This window comes from Polaribacter sp. HA6-7 (genome assembly GCF_055693625.1).
This window is the reverse complement of record NZ_CM146338.1, coordinates 696,659-723,092: the sequence shown is the minus strand read 5'-3', so window position 1 is coordinate 723,092 and position 26,434 is coordinate 696,659. Positions and strand designations below refer to the sequence as shown.

The following is a 26,434-nucleotide window of genomic DNA, read 5'->3' as shown; positions in this document are numbered from 1 at the left end:
TTCTGTATTATTTTAACTATAAGCATTTGTGTTTCTTACGTTTATTTAAGTATTAAAAAAGTAAAGCGAAAAGAAAAATTATCAAAAAATATAGGTTCGAAAATATATAATTTAATGAAATTAGAAGATGAGTAGAAAATCTGTAGAAAATATATCATTATTAAAAGATAATAATCTTAAAGAGAAAAGTTTTAAACACGAAAACTTTGTAGCTGGTATTGCACCAAATTTAAGAGGTCCTTATTCTACAATGTACGTTAGAAGACCCTGGACAATTAGACAATACGCAGGGTTTTCTACTGCAGAAGAAAGCAATGCATTTTATAGAAGAAATCTAAAAGCAGGTCAAAAAGGATTGTCTGTTGCATTTGATTTGGCAACTCACAGAGGCTATGATTCAGATCACGAACGAGTTCAAGGAGACGTGGGTAAAGCTGGTGTTGCAATTGACTCTGTAGAAGACATGAAAGTTTTATTCGATCAGATTCCATTAGATAAGATGTCTGTTTCTATGACTATGAATGGTGCTGTATTACCAATTTTAGCATTTTATATTGTCGCTGCAGAAGAACAAGGAGTTTCGTTAGACAAACTCTCGGAACAATCCAGAATGATATTTTAAAGGAGTTTATGGTAAGAAATACCTACATCTACCCTCCTTCTCCATCCATGAAAATTATTGCTGATATTTTTAAATATACCAGTAATAATATGCCAAAATTTAATTCTATTTCTATTTCTGGTTATCATATGCAAGAAGCTGGTGCCACTGCAGAAATTGAATTGGCTTATACATTAGCAGATGGTTTAGAATATATTAGAAAAGGAATTGATGCTGGTATGAATATTGATTTATTTGCACCAAGATTATCTTTCTTTTGGGCTATTGGCATGGATCATTTTACAGAAATAGCTAAATTAAGAGCAGCTAGAATGTTGTGGGCAAAAATTGTAAAACAATTCAATCCTAAAAATCCAAAATCTTTAGCATTAAGAACTCATTGCCAAACAAGTGGTTGGTCTTTAACAGAACAAGATCCTTTTAACAATGTAGCAAGAACTACTATAGAAGCTATGGCTGCAGCATTTGGAGGTACACAAAGTTTACATACAAATGCTTTGGATGAAGCCATTGCTTTACCAACAGATTTTTCTGCTAGAATTGCTAGAAATACTCAAATATACCTTCAACAAGAAACTCACATAACAAAAACAGTAGATCCTTGGGCAGGTAGTTATTACGTAGAAGAATTAACCGAAGAAATAGCAAACAAAGCTTGGGCACTTATACAAGAAGTAGAAGAATTGGGCGGAATGACGAAAGCTATTGAAAAAGGAATTCCGAAAATGAGGATTGAAGAAGCAGCGGCAAAAAAGCAAGCTAAGATAGATAGCGGACAAGATGTAATTGTTGGGGTAAACAAGTACAAGTTAGCGCAAGAAGATCCTCTGCATATTTTAGAAGTAGATAATGAAGCTGTTCGTAACTCTCAAATAGAAAGATTAAATAAACTAAAAGCAGATAGAAATAATGATGCCGTTAAATCTTCGCTTTCAGATTTAACAAGCGCTGCAAAATCGGAAACGAAAACTTATTAGATTTAGCGGTAAAGGCTGCTAAAAACAGAGCTACTTTAGGTGAAATATCTGATGCTTTAGAAGTAGAATTCGGAAGACATAAAGCAGTTCATAAAACAATTTCTGGTGTGTATAGTAAAGAAATTAAAGAAGATAAAGTATTTAAAGAAGCCAAAGAGTTAGCAGATAAATTTGCAGAACTAGAAGGCAGAAGACCAAGAATAATGATTGCTAAATTGGGGCAAGACGGCCACGATAGAGGTGCAAAAGTTGTTGCTACTGGTTATGCCGATTTAGGTTTTGATGTAGATATTGGTCCTTTATTTCAAACACCAAAAGAGGCAACTAAACAAGCTGTAGAAAATGATGTACATATTTTAGGAATATCTTCTTTGGCAGCAGGACACAAAACTTTGGTGCCGCAAGTAATTGCAGAATTAAAAGCATATGAAAGAGAAGATATAATGGTAATTGTTGGTGGTGTTATTCCTGCACAAGATTATCAATATTTATTTGATGCAGGCGCTGTTGGGGTTTTTGGCCCAGGAACTAAAATTGCACAAGCAGCAATAGATATGTTAACCATATTAATAGATAGTATTTCTGAATAATTAAAAAAAGCAACTTTAAAAAGTTGCTTTTTTTATTCTTCATCTATTTCTTAAACATAATGTTTTCTGATTCAGAAAAATTCTCATCAGGAATTTTATTAAAAAACTCTAATGTCTCTGTTTCGTTTGTATTACCATACGGAACCAAAATTGTTCCTTTAGTATCGTCTTTCGTTTCAATTACATATAGTATAGACATATCAGACGGATTACTATAACCTTCGTATCTGTGTTTAGCCACAACCTTAATTCCGTTTGGTGTAAACCTCATGTCAGATCCGTTTTCAATCAACATATTTCCGTCTACTCTGTAACTATTTGTATAGCCTTCGTTTTCATATTTTTTAATGAAATCTAATTCGTTTGTTCCTTCGTTATTCATAATGTAGATTTTTAATTTTTACTAAATTAGAAACATTCTTAAATTTTGAATATCGCAATCCATATAAAAATTAACGCAAACAAAACTTCTATTTTTTTTGATAGAGTTAATTTTAAATCGATTAACGACAACTTTACAGCCTATATTCGATTAAATTTGTGTAAAACAATTCAACCATGGCTATTTTAGGAAATATTATTAAAGGAATTATCAGTTTAACTGATACACTTTCTACCGAAATAAATCATATAGAAAATCAGAAAAAAATATTAAATAAATTATTAGAAACTGCTAAAGAAACACAATTTGGAAAGCATTATAATTTTGAAGAAATTTTAAATTCTGATAATACTCAAGAAGCATTTCGTAAAGAAGTACCTTATTTTGATTACAATTCTTTACATAAAAATTGGTGGTATAAAATTCATGAAGGCGAAGAAGATGTAACTTGGACAGGTTCACCTTCTTATTTTGCTTTAAGCTCGGTACAACAGGTAAAACAAGTAAAAGAATTCCTGTAACCGATGATATGATTTCTGCCATTAGAAGCTCCGGAATAAAACAAGTTACTTCTCTTAACAACTTCGAATTACCAGCAGATTTTTTCGAAAAAGACATTATGATGTTAGGTAGTTCTACAGATTTAGCTGAAAAGGACGATCATTTAGAAGGAGAAATTAGCGGAATTAGTGCAAGTAATATTCCGTTTTGGTTTAAAGGATATTATAAACCCGGAGAAGAAATTGCTAAAATAGAAGACTGGGACGAGCGTGTAAATCATATAGCAGAAAATGCAAAATCTTGGGATATTGGCGCTTTAAGTGGTATTCCGGCATGGATTGAATTAATGTTACAAAAAGTTATCGAACATCATAATTTAGAAAATATTCATGAAATATGGCCAAACTTAAAGGTTTACACATCAGGTGGTGTTGCTTTTGGTCCTTATGAGAAAAGTTTTAAAGCATTATTAGGGAAACCGGTAACTGTAATTGATACATATTTAGCATCCGAAGGTTATATTGCAACACAAACAAGACCAGAAACAGATGCAATGCAATTAAATACAGAAAATGGTATTTATTTTGAATTTGTGCCTATGAATCCTGATTATATAAACGAAGATGGTTCTTTAAAGCAAAATGCACCTTCGGTTAGTTTAGATAATGTAGTTTTAAATCAAGATTATATCTTAATAATTAGCACCGTTAGTGGCGCTTGGCGATATTTAATTGGTGATACAATCGAATTTAAAGATGTAGAAAAAGCAGAAATTAAAATTACGGGTAGAACAAAATTCTTTTTAAATACAGTAGGTTCTCAATTATCTGTTAATAAAATGGATGATGCTATTCAATATTTAGAAGAAAAATTTGCTACTCAAATAACCGAATATACTATTTGTGCAAAAAGATTTGAAGATGGCGAGTTTTATCATTCTTGGTATTTAGGAACAGAATTGAAAGAAGATAATTCTAAAATTGTTAATGAATTAGATAACTATTTAAAAGAAGCTAATAAAAATTACAAAGTAGCTAGAAGCAAAGCTTTAAAAGGAGTTAAAGTAAACATTATTCCGGTAGAAAAATTTTATGATTGGAATGATAATAACAAGAAAAAAGGCGGACAAGTAAAGATGGAACGCGTTATGAAAGAATCTAAATTTGCAGAATGGGAACGTTTTGTAAATAACAACGATCTTAAATAATTAATTATGGAAACAATTACAACTATTAATCCGGCAACGGAAAAAGAAATAAAAACATACAAAAGAGACTCTAAAGAAGAAGCATTAAATAAAGTTGAAATAGCAAATAAAGCCTATTTAAATTGGAAAAACACTTCGTTCGAAGAACGCTCTAAATTAATGCATAAACTTGCAGATATTTTTGATAAAAAAAGAACGAATATGCAAATTTAGCAACAGAAGAAATGGGAAAAATAATTTCTCAATCTAAAAAAGAAATTGAAAAATGTGCTTTAGTTTGTAGATATTATGCAGATAACATTGAAGAATTATTAGCAGATAAAATTATAGAAACAGAAGCTAAAAAAAGCTATGTTACATATCAACCCTTAGGTGTAACTTTGGCTGTAATGCCATGGAATTTTCCGTTTTACCAAGTAATTAGATTTGCAGCGCCTGCTTTAATGACTGGTAATACAGCTGTTTTAAAACACGCATCTAATGTACAAGGTTGCGCATATGCATTAGAAAATGCTTTTAAAGAAGCTGGTTTTCCTAGCGGAACTTTTACCAATTTAAACGTCACATCAAAATTAATTAAACCAATTATAGAAGATAAAAATATCGTTGCAGTAACGCTAACTGGTAGTGAACCTGCTGGAAGATCTGTTGCAAAAATTGCGGGAGAAAATTTAAAGAAAACCGTATTAGAATTGGGCGGTAGCGATGCTTACATTATTTTAGATGATGCCGATTTAGAAAAAACTACAGATTTAGCTACTTTTGGTAGGTTACAAAACAACGGGCAAACTTGTATTGCTGCTAAACGTTTTATAGTTTTAGAAAGTATTTATGATGATTTTCTAAAATTATTTACTAAGAAAATGGAAGATGCAAAATTAGGCAATCCTACAGACGAAGATGCGTATTTCGGACCAATGGCAAGAATTGATTTAAGAAATGAAATTCATGAAAAAGTAGAAAAAACGATAAAACAAGGTGGTAAATTAGTTTTAGGAGGAAAAATTCCTGATGGTGTTGGTGCTTTTTATCCTGCTACAATTTTATCTGAATTAAAACCAGGAATGACTGCCTTTGATGAAGAACTTTTTGGACCTGTTGCTTCTGTTATTAAAGCTAAAGATGAAGACGAAGCTATAGAATTGGCAAACAACTCTACTTTTGGTTTAGGCTCTGGTGTCTTAACAGGAAATTCTGAAAGAGGTGAAAAAATTGCACTACAATTAGAAGCCGGAAATAGTTTTGTGAATAAATTGGTAGCTTCTGACCCTAGAATGCCGTTTGGCGGAATTAAAAATAGTGGTTACGGAAGAGAACTTTCTAGTTACGGAATTAAAGAGTTTGTAAACACAAAATCTATTTGGATTGACTAAGAAAGATTAAAAACATAACTCACTTACTAAAATAATCAACAAAAAATCCAATTTTAAAAATTGGATTTTTTTATGTTAAATCTAATAATTACCACTACAAAAACTTAAATTATTTTGTAAATTGCAAAGCTATTTTCATTAAAAAAACCGAACACGCAAAAACTTATTTATCAGTAATTTATGTCATTTACTAGAACCTTAGAGAAACTTAAAATTCTTGCTGACGCCGCCAAATACGACGTTTCATGTTCTTCTAGTGGAAGTAAAAGAACAAATACAAATAAAGGCTTGGGCGATGCAACTGGTATGGGAATTTGCCATTCGTACACAGAAGATGGTAGATGCGTTTCTTTATTAAAAATACTTCTTACAAATCATTGTATTTTTGATTGCGCTTATTGCGTAACTCGTAAAAGTAACGATATTAAACGTGCTGCTTTTAAAGTGCAAGAAGTAGTCGATTTAACTATCAATTTTTACCGAAGAAACTATATTGAAGGGCTATTTTTAAGTTCAGGAATTTTTAAAAGTGCAGATTACACAATGGAACGTTTGGTTGCCGTTGCAAAAAAATTACGCTTAGAAGAAAATTTTAATGGCTACATACATTTAAAATCGATTCCGGGTGCTTCTGATGAATTGATGAGAGAAGCTGGATTATACGCAGACCGATTAAGTGTTAATATAGAAATACCCACAAAATCGGATTAAAACTATTAGCACCTGATAAAAATTTTGATGATTTTATAAAACCAATGAATAAGGTTAAGAATGAAATCATTCAATACAAAACCGAAAAGAAAATTATAAAAAGCACACCAAAATATGCGCCTGCTGGCCAAAGCACTCAAATGATTGTTGGTGCGAGTGGCGAAAACGATTTTCAAATTTTAAAAACTGCAGAGCATTATTATAAAAACTACAATTTAAAAAGAGTTTATTATTCCGGTTATGTGCCAATAAGTTTAGATAACCGATTGCCAAAAATTGGTACAGAAGTACCCATGTTAAGAGAAAATCGATTGTATCAATCAGATTGGTTAACTCGTTTTTATGGCTTTCAAACCAATGAAATAGTAAATCTAAATCATCAAAACTTAGATTTAGATATCGATCCTAAATTAAGTTGGGCTTTAAGAAATTTACATGAATTTCCGGTTGATGTAAATACAGCAGACAAAAGAATGCTGGCTAGAATTCCGGGAGTTGGTATGAAATCTGTTTCTAAAATTTTAATGGCAAGAAAATACAGACGATTAAATTGGGATCATCTTAAAAAAATAGGAATCGCTTTTAACAGAGCCCAATACTTTTTAGTTTGCGATAGCAATATTTTTGAAAGACGAGATTTAACAGCAGAAAAATTAAAAGCAAAAATCTTGAAGAAATCTAAGAGCAAATATGATAAAATGCTAAGTCCGCAATTAAATTTATTCTCTTAAATGCAAGAGAAAACACTAATTTACGATGGCTCTTTTGACGGATTTCTATGTTGTGTTTTTTACGTTTTTGAATATAAACTTAAAAATGCTAAAATTCAGAATGAATTTGTTTTACAAAATGCCTTATTTTCTGAAAATGAAAAAATAAGTACAAATAAAGACAAAGCAGACAGAGTTTGGAAAGGTTTAAAAACCAAAGCATCTACAATTAGCACTACAAAAATTTATTACGCATTTTTAAGCGAGCAGCCTGGTGTAGAAAATATTTTATTAGACTATATATCTTATATTTTTAAGAGTAATAAAAAAGTAGACACAGATTTTACTTACGATAGTGTTTTAAAAACATCAAAGATTGCTAAAAACGTTAGTAGAGAAAAACATAGAATGGAAGCTTTTGTTAGATTTAAACTTACAAAAGACGCAATTTATTTTGCAAACATAGCCCCAGATTTTAACGTTTTACCTTTAATTTCTAAGCACTTTAAAAGCAGGTATGCAGACCAAAAGTGGGTTATTTATGATATTAAAAGAAATTACGGATTATATTATGATTTAGAAGTAGTTACAATAATGCAAATGGAGTTTCCTAAAGATTTCAATTTTTCTAAAACTGATAAAAACTTTTTTTCTGAAGAAGAGTTTGAGTTTCAAACGCTCCGGCAAAACTATTTTAAAAGTACAAATATAACAGAGAGAAAAAACATGAAACTTCATATTCAGCATGTTCCAAAAAGATACTGGAAATATTTAAGCGAAAAACAACCTTAACTAAACTGCAGTTAAGTTATTTCTTTCTTCAACTAACACCATTATTTCTTCCGGAGATAAATAATATCTCTTTATTCTTTTTTTATAAACTTCAGAAACATCAGCATTATTTAAAATAAAATCCTTTGTTTTTAAAATATACGATTCCATTTTGTGTTTTACAGCAAAACTATCAGCAGCTCTTTCTGCTTCAACAATATGATTATCAGAAAAAAGGTATTTAACTCCAAACCAAATTAGGTTTAACTTGCTTCTATCTTGGTAATCCATAATATGACCTAATTCATGACCAATCCAACCAATAAATACATCCGTAGGTATATCTCCAGTAGAAAATTCTTTATCAGAAATTTTAAATTTCTCGCTAATTAAAATTAAAAATTTACGATCTTTTTTAGATTTAAAAAAACTATCAAAAGTTGGTCTCGCTTGCATAGTAGATTTTTTAATATTCTTTTTAAACTTAAATTCAATATGAATATTTTTTAACTGCGGATAATATTTTAAAGCGGTTTCTACTTCTGCTTTTATAGAATTTGGTATGATATGATATGAAGACATAAATATTGTGATTTTTTTAAAACTTTAATACATAAATATACCGCTATCTAGAAGTTCTTTTGTGCTTTTATGCTTAAATTTGTAACTCTTTTAAAAAGCATTTCAAAAGGATGAAAAAATTATTAAATTTCCTATATTCTACTCGCTTAATGGCGATATTATTTTTCTTATTTGCAACTGCAATGGCAATAGCCACTTTTATAGAAAATGATTACGGCACACAAACTTCTAAAGCTTTAATTTACAATGCTTGGTGGTTTGAAGCTATCATGTTTTTCTTTGTAATTAATTTCTTTGGTAATATTTTTAGATATAAACTTTACAAAAAAGAAAAATGGCCCGTTTTAATGTTTCATGCAGCTTTTTTATTAATATTAGTAGGTGCTGGTATTACACGTTACCACGGTTACGAAGGTATAATGCTAATTAAAGAAGGCGAAACAACAGATAAATTTTTATCGGAAACAACATATTTAAATGCAATTGTAGACGATGGTAATTCGCAAAAACCAGAAATAAATGCACCTATTATGCTTTCTGCTTGGGGTTCTAATTCTTGGTCTTATGCAGATAATTTTAAAACTGATAAAAATGACATCGATTTTAAATTTGAATTGGTAGACTACATTCCGTGGGCAGAAAAAAATTAATTGAAGATGAAAATGGTGTAGAACATTTATTCTTTGTAGAATCTTCTGAAGGTACACGTCATGAACATTGGATAAAAAAAGGAACATTACAAAACATTCACGGTGTTTTAGTAGGTTTTGAAGCCGATAACAATAACGCGTCTATTAACTTTACAAATAAAGATGGTGCATTAAAAATGATTTCTAAAGACGATGGAGATTGGTTTAGAATGGCAGATCAAAAGAAAGGAAAAGTAGTTAAAGATTCTCTTCAAAATTTTCAATACCTAACTTTACACAACATTGGTAAATTACAATTTGTAATACCAAAACCTGCAGAAAAAGGGATAATGAAAACAGTTAGCGGACCAAAAAGTGATAGTGTTTTAGATGTTATTACTTTAGATGTAACGGCAAATAATGAGACCAAAAGAGTAGAACTAAAAGGCGGTAAATTTAATTCTGATGGTTCTAAAGAAGTTTCTGTTGGTGGCTTAAATTTTAGAGTTTTGTATGGTGCAAAAATTCTTACAACACCATTTAGTATTAAGCTAAACGATTTTCAATTAGATAAATATCCGGGTTCAGAAAGTGCTGCTGCATACGCTAGTGAAGTTACTGTGATAGACCCTAAAGAAACTTTCGATTATAGAATTTTTATGAATCATATATTAGACCATAGAGGTTATAAATTTTTTCAAGCTAGTTACGATTTATCAGGAGAAAAAGAAGAAACACATTTATCTGTAAATCATGATTTCTTGGGAACTTTTGTAACTTATTTAGGTTACTCGCTCTTATATATTGGTATGATATGTATTCTTTTTGCAAAAAATACTCGTTTTGATGATCTTAAAAAAAGATTAACAAAAATTAAAAAGAAGAAGCTAACAATGTCTGTTGTATTTGCAATATTCTTATCTAGTTTTACTTTTGCACAACATCAAAATCAGCATCAACCAAATAAAATTACCAATCAGCAAATAGATTCTATTTTAAAAGCTAACATGGTAGATGTAGCGCATGCAGAAAGCTTTAATAAATTGGTTATTCAGGATAATGGTAGAATGAAACCAGCGCATACTTTTGCTTCTGAATTGGTAAGAAAAGTGAGTAAATCTGAGAAATTTAAAGGTATGAAACCTAGTCAGGTTTTATTATCTATTATAGAAAATCCTAGATTTTGGTTTGAAGTTCCGGTAATTTATTTAGAAAAAGGAAATACTCAAATTAGAGAACTTATAGGTGTTGCAGAAACTACAGAATATGCTGCATTAACAGATTTTATAACTCCTGTTGGTATTTATAAAATAGAAAAGAAAGTTGCAGAAGCACAAAAGAAGAAAATTAAAAATAAATTTGAAAAAGATTTAATTAAAATTGACAGAAGAATTGGTTTACTATATTCTGCTATTGGCGGTGGAATTCTTAAAATTTATCCAATACCTGGTGATGAAAACAACAAATGGGTTTCACAACCAGAAACTTCTGAAGCTAATTTTAAGGGAACAGATTCTGTTTTTGTAAGACAATCTTTACCTGTTTATATTAACTTTTTACAAAAAGGTAAGAAAACCGGTGATTATTCAGATGCTGATAAAATTTTAGACGGAATTAAAAAATTTCAACAAAAATTTGGATCAGAAGTAATACCTACTGATAAAAAAATAGAATTAGAAATCTCATATAATAAAATTCAACCATTTCAATTACTATCAAAGTACTATGGTTACTTAAGTTTTTTATTATTAATTTTTGTTTTATGGCAAATCTTTATTTCTAAAAAATGGATAAACAATACAGTTAAAATATTATCTTTTGGTGCTGTTGGTTTATTTGTATTTCATACGTTAAGTTTAATTGCTAGATGGTACATAAGTGGTTATGCACCTTGGAGTAATGCATACGAATCTATTATTTTTGTTGCCTGGGCAACAATGCTATTTGGGCTTTTCTTTGGACGAAAATCTGCACTTACAATTACTGCAACTACATTTTTAGTAGCGATTACCTTAGGTTTTGCTCATCAAAATTGGTTAGATCCAGAAATTGCTAATTTACAACCAGTTTTAAATTCTTGGTGGTTATTGGTACACACTTCTATTATTGTAGCTAGTTACGGTCCGTTATCTTTAGGTATGATTTTAGGAATCTTTGCACTCTTATTAATGATTTTTACGAATGATAAGAATAAAAAGAGAATGGACTTAAATATTAAAGAAATTACCATAATTAACGAGATGTCTATAACTGTTGGTTTGGTAATGTTAACTATTGGTAACTTTTTAGGCGGAATGTGGGCTAACGAAAGTTGGGGTCGTTATTGGGGTTGGGACCCTAAAGAAACTTGGGCTTTAATTTCTATTATGATTTATGGGTTTGTATTACACATGCGATTGATACCTGGTTTACGAAGCAAGTACACGTTTAACTTGTGGTCTATTATTGCATACGCTTCTATAATGATGACTTATTTTGGAGTTAACTTTTACTTGGCTGGTTTACATTCTTATGCTAGCGGAGACAGAGTAATTACACCAACATCTGTTTATTATTCTGTTGGTTTTGTATTAATAATAGGTGTTTTCGCATTTATAAAACACAAAAAATATTATAAAAAATAATTTTAAAAGGAAGTAACTTTATATTTTAAGAAGAAAATGTATTTTTGCTCACGAAAAAATCAATCATAAATATTCTAGTTTACTAGAAATCACAAAAGAAATACTTATATGTTTCATAAAAATATTAAATTAATTTTAGCCGGTTTAATTTCTGTTTGGGCTGTTTACCATTTTGCACAAGGAAATATCATGAACGGAATTTCAATCTTACTATTAGCAGGAATTTTTGTTTTGTTTTATTTTAAAAACGAGTTTATTTTACTTGCTTTTTTACAATTACGTAAGCAGAATTTCGAAGGAACAAAAAAATGGTTAGATTATATCAAAAATCCAGAGGCTGCTTTAATTGTAAAACAACAAGGTTATTATAATTATTTACATGGTATTATGTTAAGCCAAAAGAATATTACACAATCAGAAAAATATTTACGTAAAGCTGTAAAACTTGGCTTGTCTATGGATCATGATTTGGCGATGGCTAAGTTACAATTAGCAGGAATTGCAATGACTAAAAGACGTAAAAGAGAAGCTACTAATTTAATGGCAGAAGCTAAAAAATTAGATAAACATGGTATGTTAAAAGAACAAATGCAAATGATGAAACAACAGATGAAAAAAATCTAACGTTTAATTTGCTTTATATTGCATAAAAAAATCCGATGAAATAATTTTCATCGGATTTTTTTATAACTAAAACTCTAAGATTATTTTATTCTTGTTAGAGTTAAATCTTCATTATACTTTACAATAAACAAACCTTTATTTTCTACTATTTTAAAAAGCTTATCTGTATAATCAAACTTACTTTCTACTCTGTAAGAATAACCATCATCAAAAGTAGATTTTAAACTTTTTCCTGATGCCAAACGTACAAGAATATCATAAGTAACATCAAAACCTTTTGTAGCATATGCAGAAGGTAAAACTCCGTTTTTAGCTAAATAACTTTTATTAAAAGCCATGGCGCTGTAAGAATCTTCTCTAACATACTCATCGCTAACATACGTAAAACCTAATTTAGCTAATTTAGAATTGTCTATTTTATCAAATGCGCTAACCTTATCAAAAGTAAATAATGATGCAGTTGTTTCTTCTGGCAAACTAATTAAACTATTGATAACACTTGCAATAATAATTTTATCGCTTGTTGTTAATACAACAATATTTTTCATGTTTGGTTTTAAAACATCTGTAAATTTTTGCTTTTTTATATAACCATCTTTTGGTGTGATTAAGCTAACACTGTTTATAGAATCGTGTGATTTTAAAACTTCTCTAATTTTATTAGAATCAAAGTTAGAAGTTGATTTTCCATCTCCAACAATAATTATGTTTCCGTCATGAAAGCTTTCTTCTATATAACTTAACAACTTATCTCTAAATAATTTTTTGTTTGGAGACGTTTTGATAATTCTACTAGAAGAAAATTTTGATTGCTTTTTAGAATATACCGGAAAAACAATAGGTGCATTTACATTATCTGCTACATATTCTACCTCTTCAGAATATAAAGGACCAATAATTACATCTTTCTTCTTAAGATTATTTTCTGCTACAATTGTTTTAATTTTTGTACTATTTCTACCAGTATCAAAAACTTCTACGTTTAATTCTACACCTTGTTTTCTTAACGAATCTATTGCTATTTCTGCACCTAAATATAAATCTGTAACAATATTTGCCAACCTACTGTTTCCAAAGATTTCATCGCTAGTTTTTGCTTCTAACTCTTGCGCTCTAAAAGGTAATAGAATTGCAGCATTTATAGAAACACCATCTTTAATTTCATCTACATAAACCAGTTCTTCTTCAAAAACATCTTCTACAGGCATAATTTTTATAAGTTGCCCAAGTTTTAAACCGTCTTTTAATTCTGGGTTTAATTTGATTAACTCTTCTCTAGAAACACTGTAAAACCTCGTTAAGCTAAAAAAAGTATCTCCTTTTTTAACTTCGTGAATTTTGAATTCTTTTTCTAACTCAGAAATTAACAAACTTCTTTGTTTTTCTTTTTCTGATATTAAATCAACGTCTAAGTTTTCTGTTTCCTTTACTTTAGAATTGTCTTCTGTTGCATTTTCGTTCTTTTCTTTTGAAATAGAATTACTTACCGAATTCATATTCTTATTAGGAATAATGATTACAGTATTTGCATCCGGATTTTTATCTACATCAGGATTAAGACGCAATAAATCTTTGGTTTTCATATCTAATTTCTTAGCAATCTCACCAATAGATTCTCCTTCTTTTACTTTATATTGAATGTATTTTTTTTGCTGACCGCATGATACGGTAAACGTTAGAATACACAGAAAAACAAAAAATTTAAGATGTTTCATATATTTTATTCCCATTCTATAGTTGCAGGTGGTTTAGAACTAATGTCATACACTACTCTATTAACGCCTTTTACTTGATTTATTATTTTATTTGAAGTTTTTTGTAAAAATTCATAAGGTAAATTTACCCAATCTGCCGTCATTCCGTCTGTACTTTCTACAGCTCTTAAAGCAACAACTTTTTCGTATGTTCTTTCATCGCCCATTACACCAACAGAGTTTACAGGCAACAACATTGCACCTGCTTGCCAAACTTTATCGTACAAACCGTCTTCCTTTAATCCGTTTATAAAAACAGCATCAACTTCTTGTAAAATTCTTACTTTTTCTGCTGTAATGTCTCCTAATATTCTAATTCCTAAACCTGGTCCTGGAAAAGGATGACGACCTAATAATTCTGAATCAATTCCCATAGAAGCTCCAACTCTTCTTACTTCATCTTTAAAAATCATACGCAAAGGCTCTACAATTTTTAATTTCATATAATCTGGCAATCCACCAACATTATGATGACTTTTAATAGTTGCTGATGGTCCTCCGTTTACAGAAACCGACTCAATAACATCAGGATAAATTGTTCCTTGCGCTAACCAAGTTACGTCTTTTATTTGGTTGGCCTCGTCATCAAAAACTTCTATAAATGCGTTTCCAATGGCTTTTCTTTTTTCTCTCGGATCAGAAATACCTTCCGGAGCTTTCAAAAAACGTGCCGATGCATCTACACCTTTTACGTTTAATCCCATTCCTTCGTATTGTGCCAATACACTTTCGAATTCGTTTTTACGTAAAAGACCGTTGTTTACAAAAATACAGTATAGATTTTCTCCGATAGCTTTGTTTAAAAGAACGGCTGCTACTGTAGAATCTACACCACCGGAAAGTCCTAAAACAACTTTATCTTTACCAACTTTTTCTTTGATAGCGTTTACTGTGCTTTCAACAAAAGAATCTGGTGTCCAGGTTTGTGCTACACCAGCAATTTTTACAAGAAAATTTTCTAATAATTGTTTACCGTCTGTAGAGTGATATACTTCAGGTGAAATTGAATCGCATAAGTATCTTCACCTTTTATTTTATAAGCGGCATTTTCTACATCTTTAGTACTAGCTAATAACTCGCCATTTGTAGGTAATTCTTTAATTGTGTCTGAGTGACTCATCCAAACTTGGCTACCTTCAGAAATATTTTCAAAGAAAGTTTCATTACCTTTTATGTAAGATAAATTTGCTCTACCATATTCTCTTGTGTTTGAAGGTGCTACTTTTCCGCCGGAAAAATGAGCCAAATATTGAGCGCCATAACATACGGCTAACATTGGTTTTTTTCCTCTAAGATCTGTTAAATCTGGATGTAAAACATTTTCTCCTCTAACAGAATTTGGACTACCCGATAAGATAATTGCTTTAAATTCTGATTGATTTTTTGGTGGATGATTGTAAGGATGAATTTCACAATAAATGTTTAATTCTCTAACTCTTCTTGCAATAAGTTGTGTGTATTGCGATCCGAAATCTAAAATAAGTACGTTGTGTTGTTGCATGCGCAAAAATACTATTTCAGTTTAAATTTCAAATACTGAAATCGATATTTTTTACGAGAAATTAGAATTCGTTCATTTTAAGTAGAATTCGATTTAAAAGTTTAAATTTTATACACAATTGCATTGATATTCATACCAGCCCCAACAGAAGCTAAAATAACAACATCTCCTTTTGTAACAGATTGATTTTCTACATTTCCTTTTAAAACTAAATCTAATAATGTTGGCACTGTAGCCACAGAACTATTACCTAACTTATGTATACTCATTGGCATAATTGCTTCCGGCACTTTTTCTTTAAACAATCTATAAAAACGTTTTACAATTGCCTCGTCCATTTTTTCGTTAGCTTGATGAATAAAAATCTTTTTAACATCATTAATTCCGTAACCACTTTTATCTAAAGCAGTTTTCATGGCTGCAGGCACATTCGTTATTGCAAACTCATAAATTTTTCTTCCATACATTTTTATGTATTGTGTATTGTCGGTTACATTTAAATTATAAGATTTACCAAAATGTAAAAAATATGCTTCGTCATTTGCGAAAGTTTGTGTTGCATGACTAATAATACCAGAATCACCTTCTAAAGTTTGCTCTACAATACAAGCACCTGCGCCATCACTGTAGATCATTGAATCTCTATCATGTTTATCTACAATTCTAGACAATGTTTCTGCACCAACTACCAAACATTTTTTTGCTATTCCGGCTTTAATAAATGCTTGAGCTTGTATAACACCTTCTACCCAACCTGGGCATCCAAAAAGTATGTCATACGCAACACAATTAGGTTTTTTAATATCTAACTTATGTTTTACCCTACTCGCTAAACTTGGTAGTGCATCACCCTGAATTTGGTCTTTTTTTAAATCCCCAAAATTATGAGCTAAAATTATATAGTCTAATTCTTCTGGATTTATATTGGCGTCTGTAATTGCTTTTTCTGCAGCAAAAAAAGCCATATCAGAAGTATTTATTTCCGGCTTTGCATAACGTCTTTCTTCGATACCTGTTATATCTTTAAACTTTTCTATAATAACATTATTGTCTGCAGAAAAATTTGAACCATCATTATTTAAAAATTCTGAGTTTAAAAACGTATTATTTTTTACTTTTAAAGAAGGAATATAGCTTCCTGTACCAGTAATTTTAGATGAAATCATATCTTAAGAGGTTTATCTCTCAAAATTAAGAAAGCTATTTTATTTAAATTTACTATGCATGCATAGTATTGGTAAGTTCAAATGAGAATTTTACTAAGAATTAAAAGCTATACAAAGGCTGTTTAAGGCTTGTATAAATTCATTTTTAGTTGCATAACCGTAGCAATAGAGGTAGCTCTATTTTTCATTTGCTGTGCTATTTCACCGGAAAAATTTGCATCAATAGTTGTAAATAAATACGATGTCCAAATGACAAAATGTTCTTTTTTAAACTTAATAAATGCATTTTTATCTATATGTTTTTGCATTGTATTGTTTTTATAAGAAGTTGTTTGAAACAAAATATCATTCCGTAAATCTGAAATAATTTCTAAATGTTCATTTAAATGATTCTTAATTACAATATCTTCAAAAAAGGAATCATTATTACATCATTTAAAAGTAAATCGTAAAATTTTGTAATAATTAATTTTATATCTTTTCTAGAAGAAATGTCTCTTTCAATCATTAGCAATGATTATAAGTAAGAACTATCAAAAGAAAATGGCAACAGAGATAAAAGTGATTCTGTTTTTACAATTTCTCCAACTTCTCCCATAAATAAAAGCGGAAAAGCTTGCTTTTGTTTTATTTCGTATTCTGATAGAGATTGTCTGCATGCACCACAAGGACCTACAGGTTTATCTACTTTTGTAATTGTAGAACTTGCCGAAATTGCAAGTTTTATGATTTTAACTCCAGGATACGTTGCTCCTGCAGCCCAAATTGCGACTCTTTCTGCACACATACCGAAGGGTATGCTGCATTTTCTTGATTATTTCCTAAAACAATTTCTCCGTTTTCTAATAATAAAGCTGCACCAACATTAAACTTAGAGTAAGGAGCGTATGCTTTTTTACGAGCATCGATTGCCTTATTCATTAAAAATTTATCCTCTTTAGATAACTCTTCTAGGTTGTTAAAAACAATGGCAGAAGAAGATATTTTAATTTCTTTCATATTTTGAAGTCAAAAAAGCAGCCCAAAAACGACTGCTTTATATATTGTGATAAAATTACTAAAAAATTATGATTTTTTAATACTCATCGTATATTTCACCTAAATCAAAAGATAAAGAAAAACGTAATGAATTTTCTAAAGGATTATTTACATCTGAAGAATTAATTAAATATGATAAATCGATATTTAAAGCATTGGTTTTAAAACCTCCACCTAATGTAAAGTATTGTCTATTTCCTTTATCTTCACTTTCATGAAAATATCCTGTTCTTAAAGCAAAAGCATTGTTGTATAAATATTCTGCACCAAAAGCATAAGTAACTTCTTTTAATTCTTCACTAAAACCTCCAGGAGCATCACCAAAAGAACTAAAAATTCCGTCAATCCAACCTTTTTCGTCATTAGGATCATTAACTGTTGGCACTAGTAATTTTGTAAACTCTACGGTTGTTGTAATTGTATTATAATCATCTAAAATAAAATCGAAACCACCTCCTAATTTTAAGTTTGTTGGTATAAAATCTTCTTCACTAGGTGTGTAAGAAACCTTCGGACCAATGTTTGCGATATTAAAACCAATTCTATATTTACCATTAAAATTACCATAATTTTCTTCTAACGATTGGTAATAACCAGAAACATCTACTGCAAAAGAATTGATTGGTTGTAAAGAATTACCGAAGTACCGTTAAAAGCTAAGTTAGATCTTATGTATTTTAAAGAAACCCCCATTGCAAAAGTTTCACTTAACTTTAATGAATAAGAACCCGTTGCAACAAATTCGTTTGGATTTATAGATCCGTTTTCTGCACCGTTGCTATCAGTTAAATCTATTTGACCCAAAGAAAAATATTTAAAATCTGCACCCCAAGCAGCATTTTCGCTAAACCTATTTATATATGAGCCACTTCCTATAAAAATATCATCTGTTAAATTACGTAACCAAGGCGAATAGGTAATACCAGTGTAAATTTGTCTATTGCTAAATGCTATTTTTGCTGGATTATGATACAAAGAAAAAGCATCTGCACTTGTAGCAACACCAATATCTCCCATACCACCTGCTCTTGCATCTGGTACAATTAATAAGAAAGGTGTAGCAGTGGTTATTCCTCCTGTTTGTTGTGTATCTGTCTGTGCCGCAATTTTAAATGTTGCAAAAGCACTTAATAATAAACATAATCCTAATTTCTTCATTGTATATTCTCTGTTGAATTTTATTCTAATTACAAATATCTATATTTTATTGAAGTATTACTAATTTTTCGTACTTCTCTGACACTAAATTACTTGTTGTAGATTTAACTTTTAATTTATAAACATAAACTCCTTTCCCAATTTTATTACCAAAATCGTCTAAACCATTCCAAGTTATACTTCTAGACAAATTACCAACCGTAATAATATTTCTATTAATTGTTTTTACCAATTTACCGTAAATTGTAAAAATTTGCACTTGTACTTCTAAATTTTCATTTGGTTTGTTATGATTAAACCAAAACTCTGTATAATTTACAAATGGGTTTGGATAGTTTAACACATTTTCTAAATTTAAAATGGCATCACTAACAACTACGAAGTTCAACGTTAATTCTGATGAGTTATTGTATGTATCCCAAACTTTTATTTTTAAAGTATGTGGGCCAACTTCTAAATCTCTTAATCTATAAGTTACTTTCCCTTTTGTAAAATCGTTTAATTCTGTTTGATAAAAATCATTTAACACAATAGGGTTGGTTGTATCACCGTCTAAAATACCAATAATATCATGATCTACAGCCGTAATAGAAGTATTAATACCACTAACGTCTGATAAGACAGCAATTAAATTCGGCGAAGCATTTGTGTTACCACCATCTATAAACGATTCATCATTCATAAATAATTTAATTTCTGGCCCAACAGTATCTTCTGGTGCATTTTCATTAATACCACCAATTACTAAATCTAGATTATAACCTGCTTTTTCTGATACACCGTTTTCTGCATAAAAACTTACTTTACCATTTCCTAGTGCAATTTTAATATCTTTTGGTACAATAAAATCAAACTTAAACGCACCATTTTCTATACTAGATTTTCCTCTAAACAATTTACTATCTTGTGTATCGAAATCTAGAGTTTCTCCAAAACTATTATTTCCTAGAGTTGTTTTATCAATAATTTTATCGAAAACTGTTGTAGATAAAACACCGTTAAAATTATTTAAAACAGCATCTGAATTATTAACAATTACCCCCTCGAAACTTACTTTAGACAAAGCTTTTAAAGTATCTAATGGTTGCGAAATATCTTTACCGTTTAATTTTGTGATTTTAATATTTGGTTCCGGCACTGCAAGTTTCATTGCCGGATCTCCGAATGAATAGATAAAAAACTTCTGTATACTCGAAAAATTATTTTTTGCTTGCGTTAAAGATTCTGCAATTGTAAATTTTTCATCATTAAATTCTAGTAAAATTCTAATTAAACTTTCATTAAACTGTTGCCCTACATTTATAAAAACCTCTCTTGTAGTAGTAATCATACTAGATGCGCCACCGTTTTTATTCCATAATGTTAACTCACCAGCAGTAATTCTACTCGGATTATCGAATCTAGAGAAATCGCAAGTAACTGTAATTAAAAGAGGTAACGTATTAATATTATTAAACTCTTGAATTTGAGGTTTCTCTAATATCCTTTCTGCTGCAAAACCATCTTCACCACCATGTCCAAAATAATCAAAAACTAAAGTACCTTTTTCTATTGCATTCGTAATTGCTGTTTTTACTTCCGGATAACGTTCTCCACCGGAAGAATTTTGTTGTACAAAAGCATCAGCATAAATTTTACTAACATTAAAAATTGGTTTTCTATTTTTAATTTCATCAGCAATCGACTCTACACCTTTCTGAATTGGTATATCAAAATCATCATCAATATCATCTGCTAAAAGGGTTACTGTATTTCGCCAATCTCCTTTAGAGCTTTCATCATAATAACTTAAAATTTTAGTTACAACATCTTCTGCTTGCGATATTCCTGTAACCGGTATTCTGCTAGAAACAACATCTATGGTATGAGAAGAACTCATGCTACCCTCATTAGTATCTAACATCACAAAAAAATCATCTGTCACATAAGAAAAAGCCAAGTTAAAGTGATAAATATCATCCGTTTGAGAAGGTAATTTAACCGGAACCACATTATTGTTATTTGCAATTCTATCTTTGTAATCGTAAGAAGAATCGCCAAAGAAACATACAAATTTTAACTTTTTATCTTCAGATGAATTGGTTGTATATAAATGTCTTATAAAATCTCGAATACCTGTAATATCTTTAGAGCCGGATGCAAACTCATTATAAATTTCATCTAAAACAACAACCTTTGTCGATAATCCTGAATTTGTTTGATGATAGTCTGCCAATCTTTGTGCTTGTGAAACCAAATCTTTGCTAGTAATTACAAGATAATTTATGTCTTTTAAAGCATGTAAATTTTGATTTTCTACTCTCGAATTTTCAATAGTTTCCGGTATATAAAAATCCGAAGAATTTAGTACAACATATTCATTTAAAACTCCTCCGTTGGCTTTAAATGTAAAATCTGAAGTAGAACTTTCGTTAGTTATTAATTCAGGATTAATGGCATTCGTTACATCCCAAACTTGGTAAATTTCTGATGCATTTTTTATTTGAAACTCAACTGTGCCACTCGCATCAAATTGATTAAAACTTCTAAAACCAAACTGTTTACCGTTTGCTAAAAGATTTTTTTTACCATAAATCTCAATAAAATCTAAAAAAGCATTTGCAGACGGATTTCCGTTATTGTTGTAATTTAATTCTAAAGTAATTGCGTTTGTTGGGTTGCTAAATGCTGCAGTTCTTTCTGATGTTACTGCTTTTGTTAACGAACTCGGATTTAAACCACTAAAACTAAGCGTATATAAATCTGTATTGTTTGCTTTTACCGATAATGTAGATGATGAAATGGAATTACTTACAGCTCTTGTTCTAATAAATATATCTTCATTTACCAATACTTTATCAAAAGGTATTGTAAAACTCTGTGTATTTTCGATATTAAAATTGTCATCAAAAAACCATTGTGTACCTGCACCTAACAAGTTTACCTCTTCTTTTTCATAAAAAATAAAATCATCAAAACTAGAAATTTGTGTAGCTGCACTATTTGCGTTTAAAGCTTTATTTTGAATTCTTTTTCCGGCAGTATTTCCTACTGTTATAAAATAATAAGCCTTATCAGAATATATATTTTGTCTATGTTTAGCACCTTTGTTTGCAGTATCTAAAACCCAATCGTGAGGGCCTTTCGCATAGAATAAAATAAAATCGTTGGCATCGAAACTACCATCAGATTCACCTTCTACGTAAATAGCATTTTCCTGTAAATCTTGGTACCTAAAATCATTATTTACAAACGGCAATAAAGCACCACCGTTACCATAAATCCTTATATTTTGTGGGTTTATATTATTTGTAGAAACTCCAATTCTTTGTAATAAATTTCTATCGATCTTAAAAATACCCGTTGTGTCTACAGAAAATTTAAACCAGTCTCCGAAGCCAAAACAGATGAATTTACTTGTGCGTTTAATTGCAACGCACAACATACTGTTAGTATTAGTAGAAGATTTTTTTCATAAAATAGTAATCAAATAACGTAAAATAAGTGTTTATATTTTAACAACTACAAATATAAGTTATACTAAATATATAAAGCTTACGTTTAATAGAATGTGTATAAAAAATTGATGCGTTAAAATTTATATTTTTCTTGCACTAAATTTTATTTATTGTAAATTGCATCCTTAATAAAAACCCTAAATAATTTTCGATTAGGAAATGGAAAAAATTTTTAAAATATCTTTAGTTGTTTTCACAACATTGCTTTTAGCAAATTGTAATAGATCTACAACTGGTAAATCTAGATTGACTGGTTTATCTTTTAACGATCCTAAAAACGGAAATTATATAAGAAACAGTTCTTTCGAAGGCCAAGAAACTCCGTTAGGAATGGTAGATATTGAAGGCGGTTCTTTTACAATGGGGCAAGTTCAAGACGACGTAATGTTCGATTGGAATACAACTCCGAAGAAAATTCATGTTCGTTCATTTTTTATGGACGAGGCAGAAGTAACAAATTCTGAATACTTTTTATATGTGCAATATATGAAAGATGTTTTCTCTCCTTCTGAAGAGAAATACAAGCACATTTACAATTCTACTTTACCAGACACCTTAGTATGGAGAAAAAGTTTAGGTAATACCGATATTTTAACAGAAAACTATTTTAGACACCCAGCATATGCAGATTACCCAGTTGTTGGTGTTACTTGGTTACAAGCTAATGAATACTGTAAATGGAGAACAAACGCAGTAAACTTAAAAAAGTTAATTGATAAAGGCCATATTAAAAATATTTTTGAATCTGACTCTACAAGAAACTTTTTTGATACAGAAAGATTTTTAAATGATTCTGATAGGCTTTTTGATGGAGATACAACAATCTATAAAAGAGGTGTAAGAACCAGAGTTGTAAGACGTAGAGGAGAACCTAGACCAGGACAAGATGATTTTCAAGGTAGAAAAATAACACAAGCAGACGGCGTTCTTCAACAAAAATTTAGATTACCTACAGAAGCAGAATGGGAATTTGCAGCAAAAGCGATTGTAGAAAACAGAGAATATAATACTGTTAGAGGAAGAAAAAATATGCTTGGAATGGTAAATACACAAGAGCTCAAAAGAAAAGATTTAGAGGAGACCAGTTAGCTAACTTTAAACAAGGTAAAGGACAGTATAGTGGTTTACCTGGTTGGAGTTCTGATGGTTCTGATATTCCTATTAGAATTAAATCTTACCCTCCTAATGCCTTCGGATTATATGATATGTCTCGGTAATGTAGCAGAATGGGTTGCTGATGTTTATAGACCAATTATCGATAACGAAGCAAATGATTTTAATTATTTTAGAGGTAATTTATTTACTAAAAAAATGATAAATCAAGAAGGAAAAGTTGTTATTGTTGGTAATGATGTAGCTGTAGAATATGATACTTTACCAAATGGTAGCGTTATACCAAAGCAACTACCTGGAACAATTAAATATGTACCAATTACAAAAGATGATGCATCTTTTAGAACTAATTTTTCTAGAGCAGAAAATGCAAATATTAATGATGGTGATTTAAACTCTAGTAGATTTTATGAAGATGATGAAGATCGTTTTGCTTCTAGACCAAGTATGTATAATTCACCAAAAAACCTGCAAGATTTAGAGACTCTTTATCCGGTAGAGATGTATTAATAAATGATGACAAGAAAAGAAGAACGCTAATTAGCGATCAAACAAGAGTTTATAAAGGTGGTTCTTGGGCGGATAGAGAGTATTGGTTAGATCCAGCTCAAAGAAGGTATTTACTGTAATATATGGCAACAAACTTTATTGGTTTTAGATGTGTTACAGACAAATTTGGTCCAATGACATATAAAAAACGTACTGCCGTAAATCCTAGTAGATAATACACGTATATTTTAAAAAACAAACCTCATTGTGACTTCACAATGAGGTTTTTTTATATCTTTATTTTATGAATATAACAGAAATCTATAAGCTTTACTCTAAAAACTACTTAGTAGATACAGATACAAGAAAAATTAGAGAAAACACACTTTTTTTTGCTTTAAAAGGAGATAATTTCAATGGAAATAAATTTGCATCAGAGGCCATAAAAAAAGGTGCTAGTTTCGCTATTATAGATGAAGAAGAATATCATAATAATAAAACTACAATTCTTGTAAAGAACGTTTTAGAAACGTTACAAGATTTAGCTCGCTACCACAGAAAGCAATTAAAAGCTACAATTATAGCTCTTACAGGTAGTAATGGTAAAACAACTACCAAAGAATTGATAAATGTTGTTTTATCTAAAAAATACAATACAAAAGCAACAAAAGGGAACCTAAACAATCACATAGGAGTTCCCTTAACACTTCTTTCTTTTACTCCGGATGTGGAAATGGGAATTGTAGAAATGGGTGCAAACCATCAAAAAGAAATTGAATTCCTATGCTCGATAGCGAATCCAGACTATGGATATATCACAAATTTTGGAAAAGCACATTTAGAAGGTTTTGGTGGTGTAGAAGGTGTAATTAAAGGCAAGAGTGAATTGTATAATTATTTAATAAAGAATAATAAAACTGCTTTTATTAATTCTGATGACGAACTTCAAGTGCAAAAAACTAATAATTGTAATACAATTCATTTTAATAGTTCTATAAAATTAATTGACGCCTCTCCTTTTGTTAAATTATCTTTTAACAGCAACATAATTACCACCAATCTAATAGGATCTTATAATTATAATAATATTGCAGTTGCAATTACCATTGGTAATTATTTTAAAGTTTTAGATGTAGATATACAATCAGCAATCGAAAAATACACACCAACAAACAATCGTTCTCAAATAATCAATAAAGAAAGTAATTATATCATTTTAGATGCCTACAATGCAAATCCCTCGAGCATGAAAGTTGCTTTAGAAAATTTTGCTAGATTAGAGTCTAAATTTAAAACTGTTATCTTAGGTGATATGTTTGAGTTAGGAAGTTCTGCTGAAATAGAACATCAATACATAGTCGATTTAGCTGATAGTTTTAACTTCGAAAACACATTTTATGTAGGCGAAAATTTTTATAAAACTACAACAAAAAATAAAAAATTAATTTCATTTTCAGAATTAGGAGATTTTATAAAAAAGAATCCTCTAGAAAATCAAAAAATATTAATTAAAGGATCTAGAGGAATGGGTTTAGAAAGAATATTAAATTTTATAGATTAATATTTTCTTTATGATATTCTAACAGGTTATCTATAGGTCTTTGTATTACACCAGTAATTTTAAGATTGTATTTACTTGCAACTTTTTCTAAAATATCACTAAAATAATGCGCAATAGAACCTATAAAATAAATTTTTGTTGATTCGTCTTTGTTGTAAGGCAGTATTCGATATTTAAAAAATTCTTGAAATCCTTTTTTGATCAACCTCTTAATATATTTTTCATCTTTAAAATCGAACATAAATTTAGCAAATGTTGCCAAGTACATATTAGGATTCGCTTCTTTATAAATATTATTTTTTATAAAATCTGCTTCTAAATTAAACTCATTTTCAAATTTTGAAGCTATTTTTTTAGGCATATTTTTGTAGTAATAATCTATAATCAGTTTTTTTCCAAAATAATTACCACTTGCTTCATCCATCAAAATATATCCAAGGGAAGGTACAACCATTTCCATGTGTTTACCATCAAAATAACAACTATTAGAACCGGTTCCTAAAATACATACTATTGCTGGCTCTTTGCCCGTAGCAGCATAAACAGCAGCCAACATATCTTCAGCAATAAAAACTTTGGCATTTACAAAAATAGTTTCTAATACTTTTTTTAATACTGCAGTAGGTTTTGGTGTACCACAACCTGCACCATAAAAATGAATTTCTGTTACATCCTCTTTAATATTAATAAGCTGAAACATATTAATAATTCTATTATGCAACTCTTCCTCTTCTACAACTACAGGGTTCAATCCCAAAGTTCGAACTCTAAATTCTTCTTTTTTATTCGTATTTAAAGCAATCCAATCTGCTTTTGTAGAACCTCCGTCTGCAATTAAAATCATAATATTATTG

At 29.9% G+C, this 26,434-nt stretch carries 10 protein-coding genes and 9 pseudogenes; 9 read left to right on the top strand and 10 right to left on the bottom strand.

Features of this window, described 5'->3' with window-relative positions; genetic code table 11:
• Window positions 1-127: 127 nt before the first annotated feature.
• Window positions 128-2,189: pseudogene (gene scpA / locus ACZ1HD_RS04005) on the top strand (methylmalonyl-CoA mutase).
• A gap of 43 nt (window positions 2,190-2,232) precedes the next feature.
• On the opposite strand, the gene ACZ1HD_RS04000 reads toward scpA, so the two are convergent.
• The gene (locus tag ACZ1HD_RS04000; protein WP_077811270.1) at window positions 2,233-2,571 is read right to left on the bottom strand and encodes a hypothetical protein; all 339 of its coding nucleotides are present in this window, start codon (window positions 2,569-2,571) and stop codon (window positions 2,233-2,235) included.
• A 176-nt stretch (window positions 2,572-2,747) separates the two neighbouring features.
• Between ACZ1HD_RS04000 and ACZ1HD_RS03995 the strand changes: the two are divergent.
• The 4 genes and pseudogenes from ACZ1HD_RS03995 (at window position 2,748) to ACZ1HD_RS03980 (ending at window position 7,865) form a co-directional block, all read left to right on the top strand.
• Window positions 2,748-4,279: pseudogene (locus tag ACZ1HD_RS03995) on the top strand (GH3 family acyl-acid amido synthetase).
• Between the two features lie 6 nt (window positions 4,280-4,285).
• Window positions 4,286-5,652, top strand: a pseudogene (locus ACZ1HD_RS03990) (NAD-dependent succinate-semialdehyde dehydrogenase).
• A 180-nt stretch (window positions 5,653-5,832) separates the two neighbouring features.
• Window positions 5,833-7,094 (top strand): annotated as a pseudogene (locus ACZ1HD_RS03985) (putative DNA modification/repair radical SAM protein).
• A complete protein-coding gene (locus ACZ1HD_RS03980; RefSeq protein ID WP_472688699.1) occupies window positions 7,095-7,865 on the top strand; it encodes a TIGR03915 family putative DNA repair protein in 771 nt (256 codons plus the stop codon).
• Here ACZ1HD_RS03980 and ACZ1HD_RS03975 read toward each other — a convergent pair whose 3' ends face one another.
• Window positions 7,866-8,426, bottom strand: a complete 561-nt coding sequence (locus ACZ1HD_RS03975) for a hypothetical protein (protein WP_472688698.1) — start codon at window positions 8,424-8,426, stop codon at window positions 7,866-7,868.
• 110 nt (window positions 8,427-8,536) lie between these two features.
• Between ACZ1HD_RS03975 and ACZ1HD_RS03970 the strand changes: the two are divergent.
• A pseudogene (locus tag ACZ1HD_RS03970) lies at window positions 8,537-11,679 on the top strand (cytochrome c biogenesis protein).
• A 108-nt stretch (window positions 11,680-11,787) separates the two neighbouring features.
• The gene (locus ACZ1HD_RS03965; protein ID WP_077811263.1) at window positions 11,788-12,303 is read left to right on the top strand and encodes a hypothetical protein; all 516 of its coding nucleotides are present in this window, start codon (window positions 11,788-11,790) and stop codon (window positions 12,301-12,303) included.
• 80 nt (window positions 12,304-12,383) lie between these two features.
• Here ACZ1HD_RS03965 and ACZ1HD_RS03960 read toward each other — a convergent pair whose 3' ends face one another.
• From ACZ1HD_RS03960 to porU, 7 genes and pseudogenes are all read right to left on the bottom strand, one after another.
• Window positions 12,384-14,018, bottom strand: coding sequence for a LysM peptidoglycan-binding domain-containing protein (locus ACZ1HD_RS03960; protein ID WP_472688697.1), 1,635 nt, complete (start codon window positions 14,016-14,018; stop codon window positions 12,384-12,386).
• A 5-nt stretch (window positions 14,019-14,023) separates the two neighbouring features.
• A pseudogene (gene guaA / locus ACZ1HD_RS03955) lies at window positions 14,024-15,558 on the bottom strand (glutamine-hydrolyzing GMP synthase).
• 101 nt (window positions 15,559-15,659) lie between these two features.
• Window positions 15,660-16,724: a 3-oxoacyl-ACP synthase III family protein gene (locus ACZ1HD_RS03950; RefSeq protein ID WP_472688696.1), complete on the bottom strand. Its 1,065-nt coding sequence runs from the start codon at window positions 16,722-16,724 to the stop codon at window positions 15,660-15,662.
• Window positions 16,725-16,846: 122 nt separating this feature from the next.
• Window positions 16,847-17,032: a globin family protein gene (locus ACZ1HD_RS03945; protein WP_472688695.1), complete on the bottom strand. Its 186-nt coding sequence runs from the start codon at window positions 17,030-17,032 to the stop codon at window positions 16,847-16,849.
• Between the two features lie 209 nt (window positions 17,033-17,241).
• Window positions 17,242-17,723: pseudogene (gene cdd, locus ACZ1HD_RS03940) on the bottom strand (cytidine deaminase).
• A 76-nt stretch (window positions 17,724-17,799) separates the two neighbouring features.
• Window positions 17,800-18,920: pseudogene (gene porV / locus ACZ1HD_RS03935) on the bottom strand (type IX secretion system outer membrane channel protein PorV).
• Window positions 18,921-18,966: 46 nt separating this feature from the next.
• Window positions 18,967-22,344 (bottom strand): type IX secretion system sortase PorU, encoded by a 3,378-nt coding sequence (gene porU / locus ACZ1HD_RS03930; protein ID WP_472688694.1) that lies wholly within the window; start codon window positions 22,342-22,344, stop codon window positions 18,967-18,969.
• 232 nt (window positions 22,345-22,576) lie between these two features.
• On the opposite strand from porU, the pseudogene gldJ reads away from it, so the two are divergent.
• Both gldJ and ACZ1HD_RS03920 read left to right on the top strand, forming a co-directional pair.
• Window positions 22,577-24,255, top strand: a pseudogene (gene gldJ / locus ACZ1HD_RS03925) (gliding motility lipoprotein GldJ).
• Between the two features lie 68 nt (window positions 24,256-24,323).
• The gene (locus tag ACZ1HD_RS03920; protein WP_472688693.1) at window positions 24,324-25,580 is read left to right on the top strand and encodes a UDP-N-acetylmuramoyl-tripeptide--D-alanyl-D-alanine ligase; all 1,257 of its coding nucleotides are present in this window, start codon (window positions 24,324-24,326) and stop codon (window positions 25,578-25,580) included.
• Here the strand turns inward: ACZ1HD_RS03920 and ACZ1HD_RS03915 are convergent.
• Complete coding sequence (locus tag ACZ1HD_RS03915) at window positions 25,570-26,424, bottom strand: N-acetylglucosamine kinase (RefSeq protein WP_472688692.1); 855 nt, start codon at window positions 26,422-26,424, stop codon at window positions 25,570-25,572. The two genes, ACZ1HD_RS03920 and ACZ1HD_RS03915, sit on opposite strands and share 11 nt — an antisense overlap.
• Window positions 26,425-26,434 lie beyond the last annotated feature (10 nt).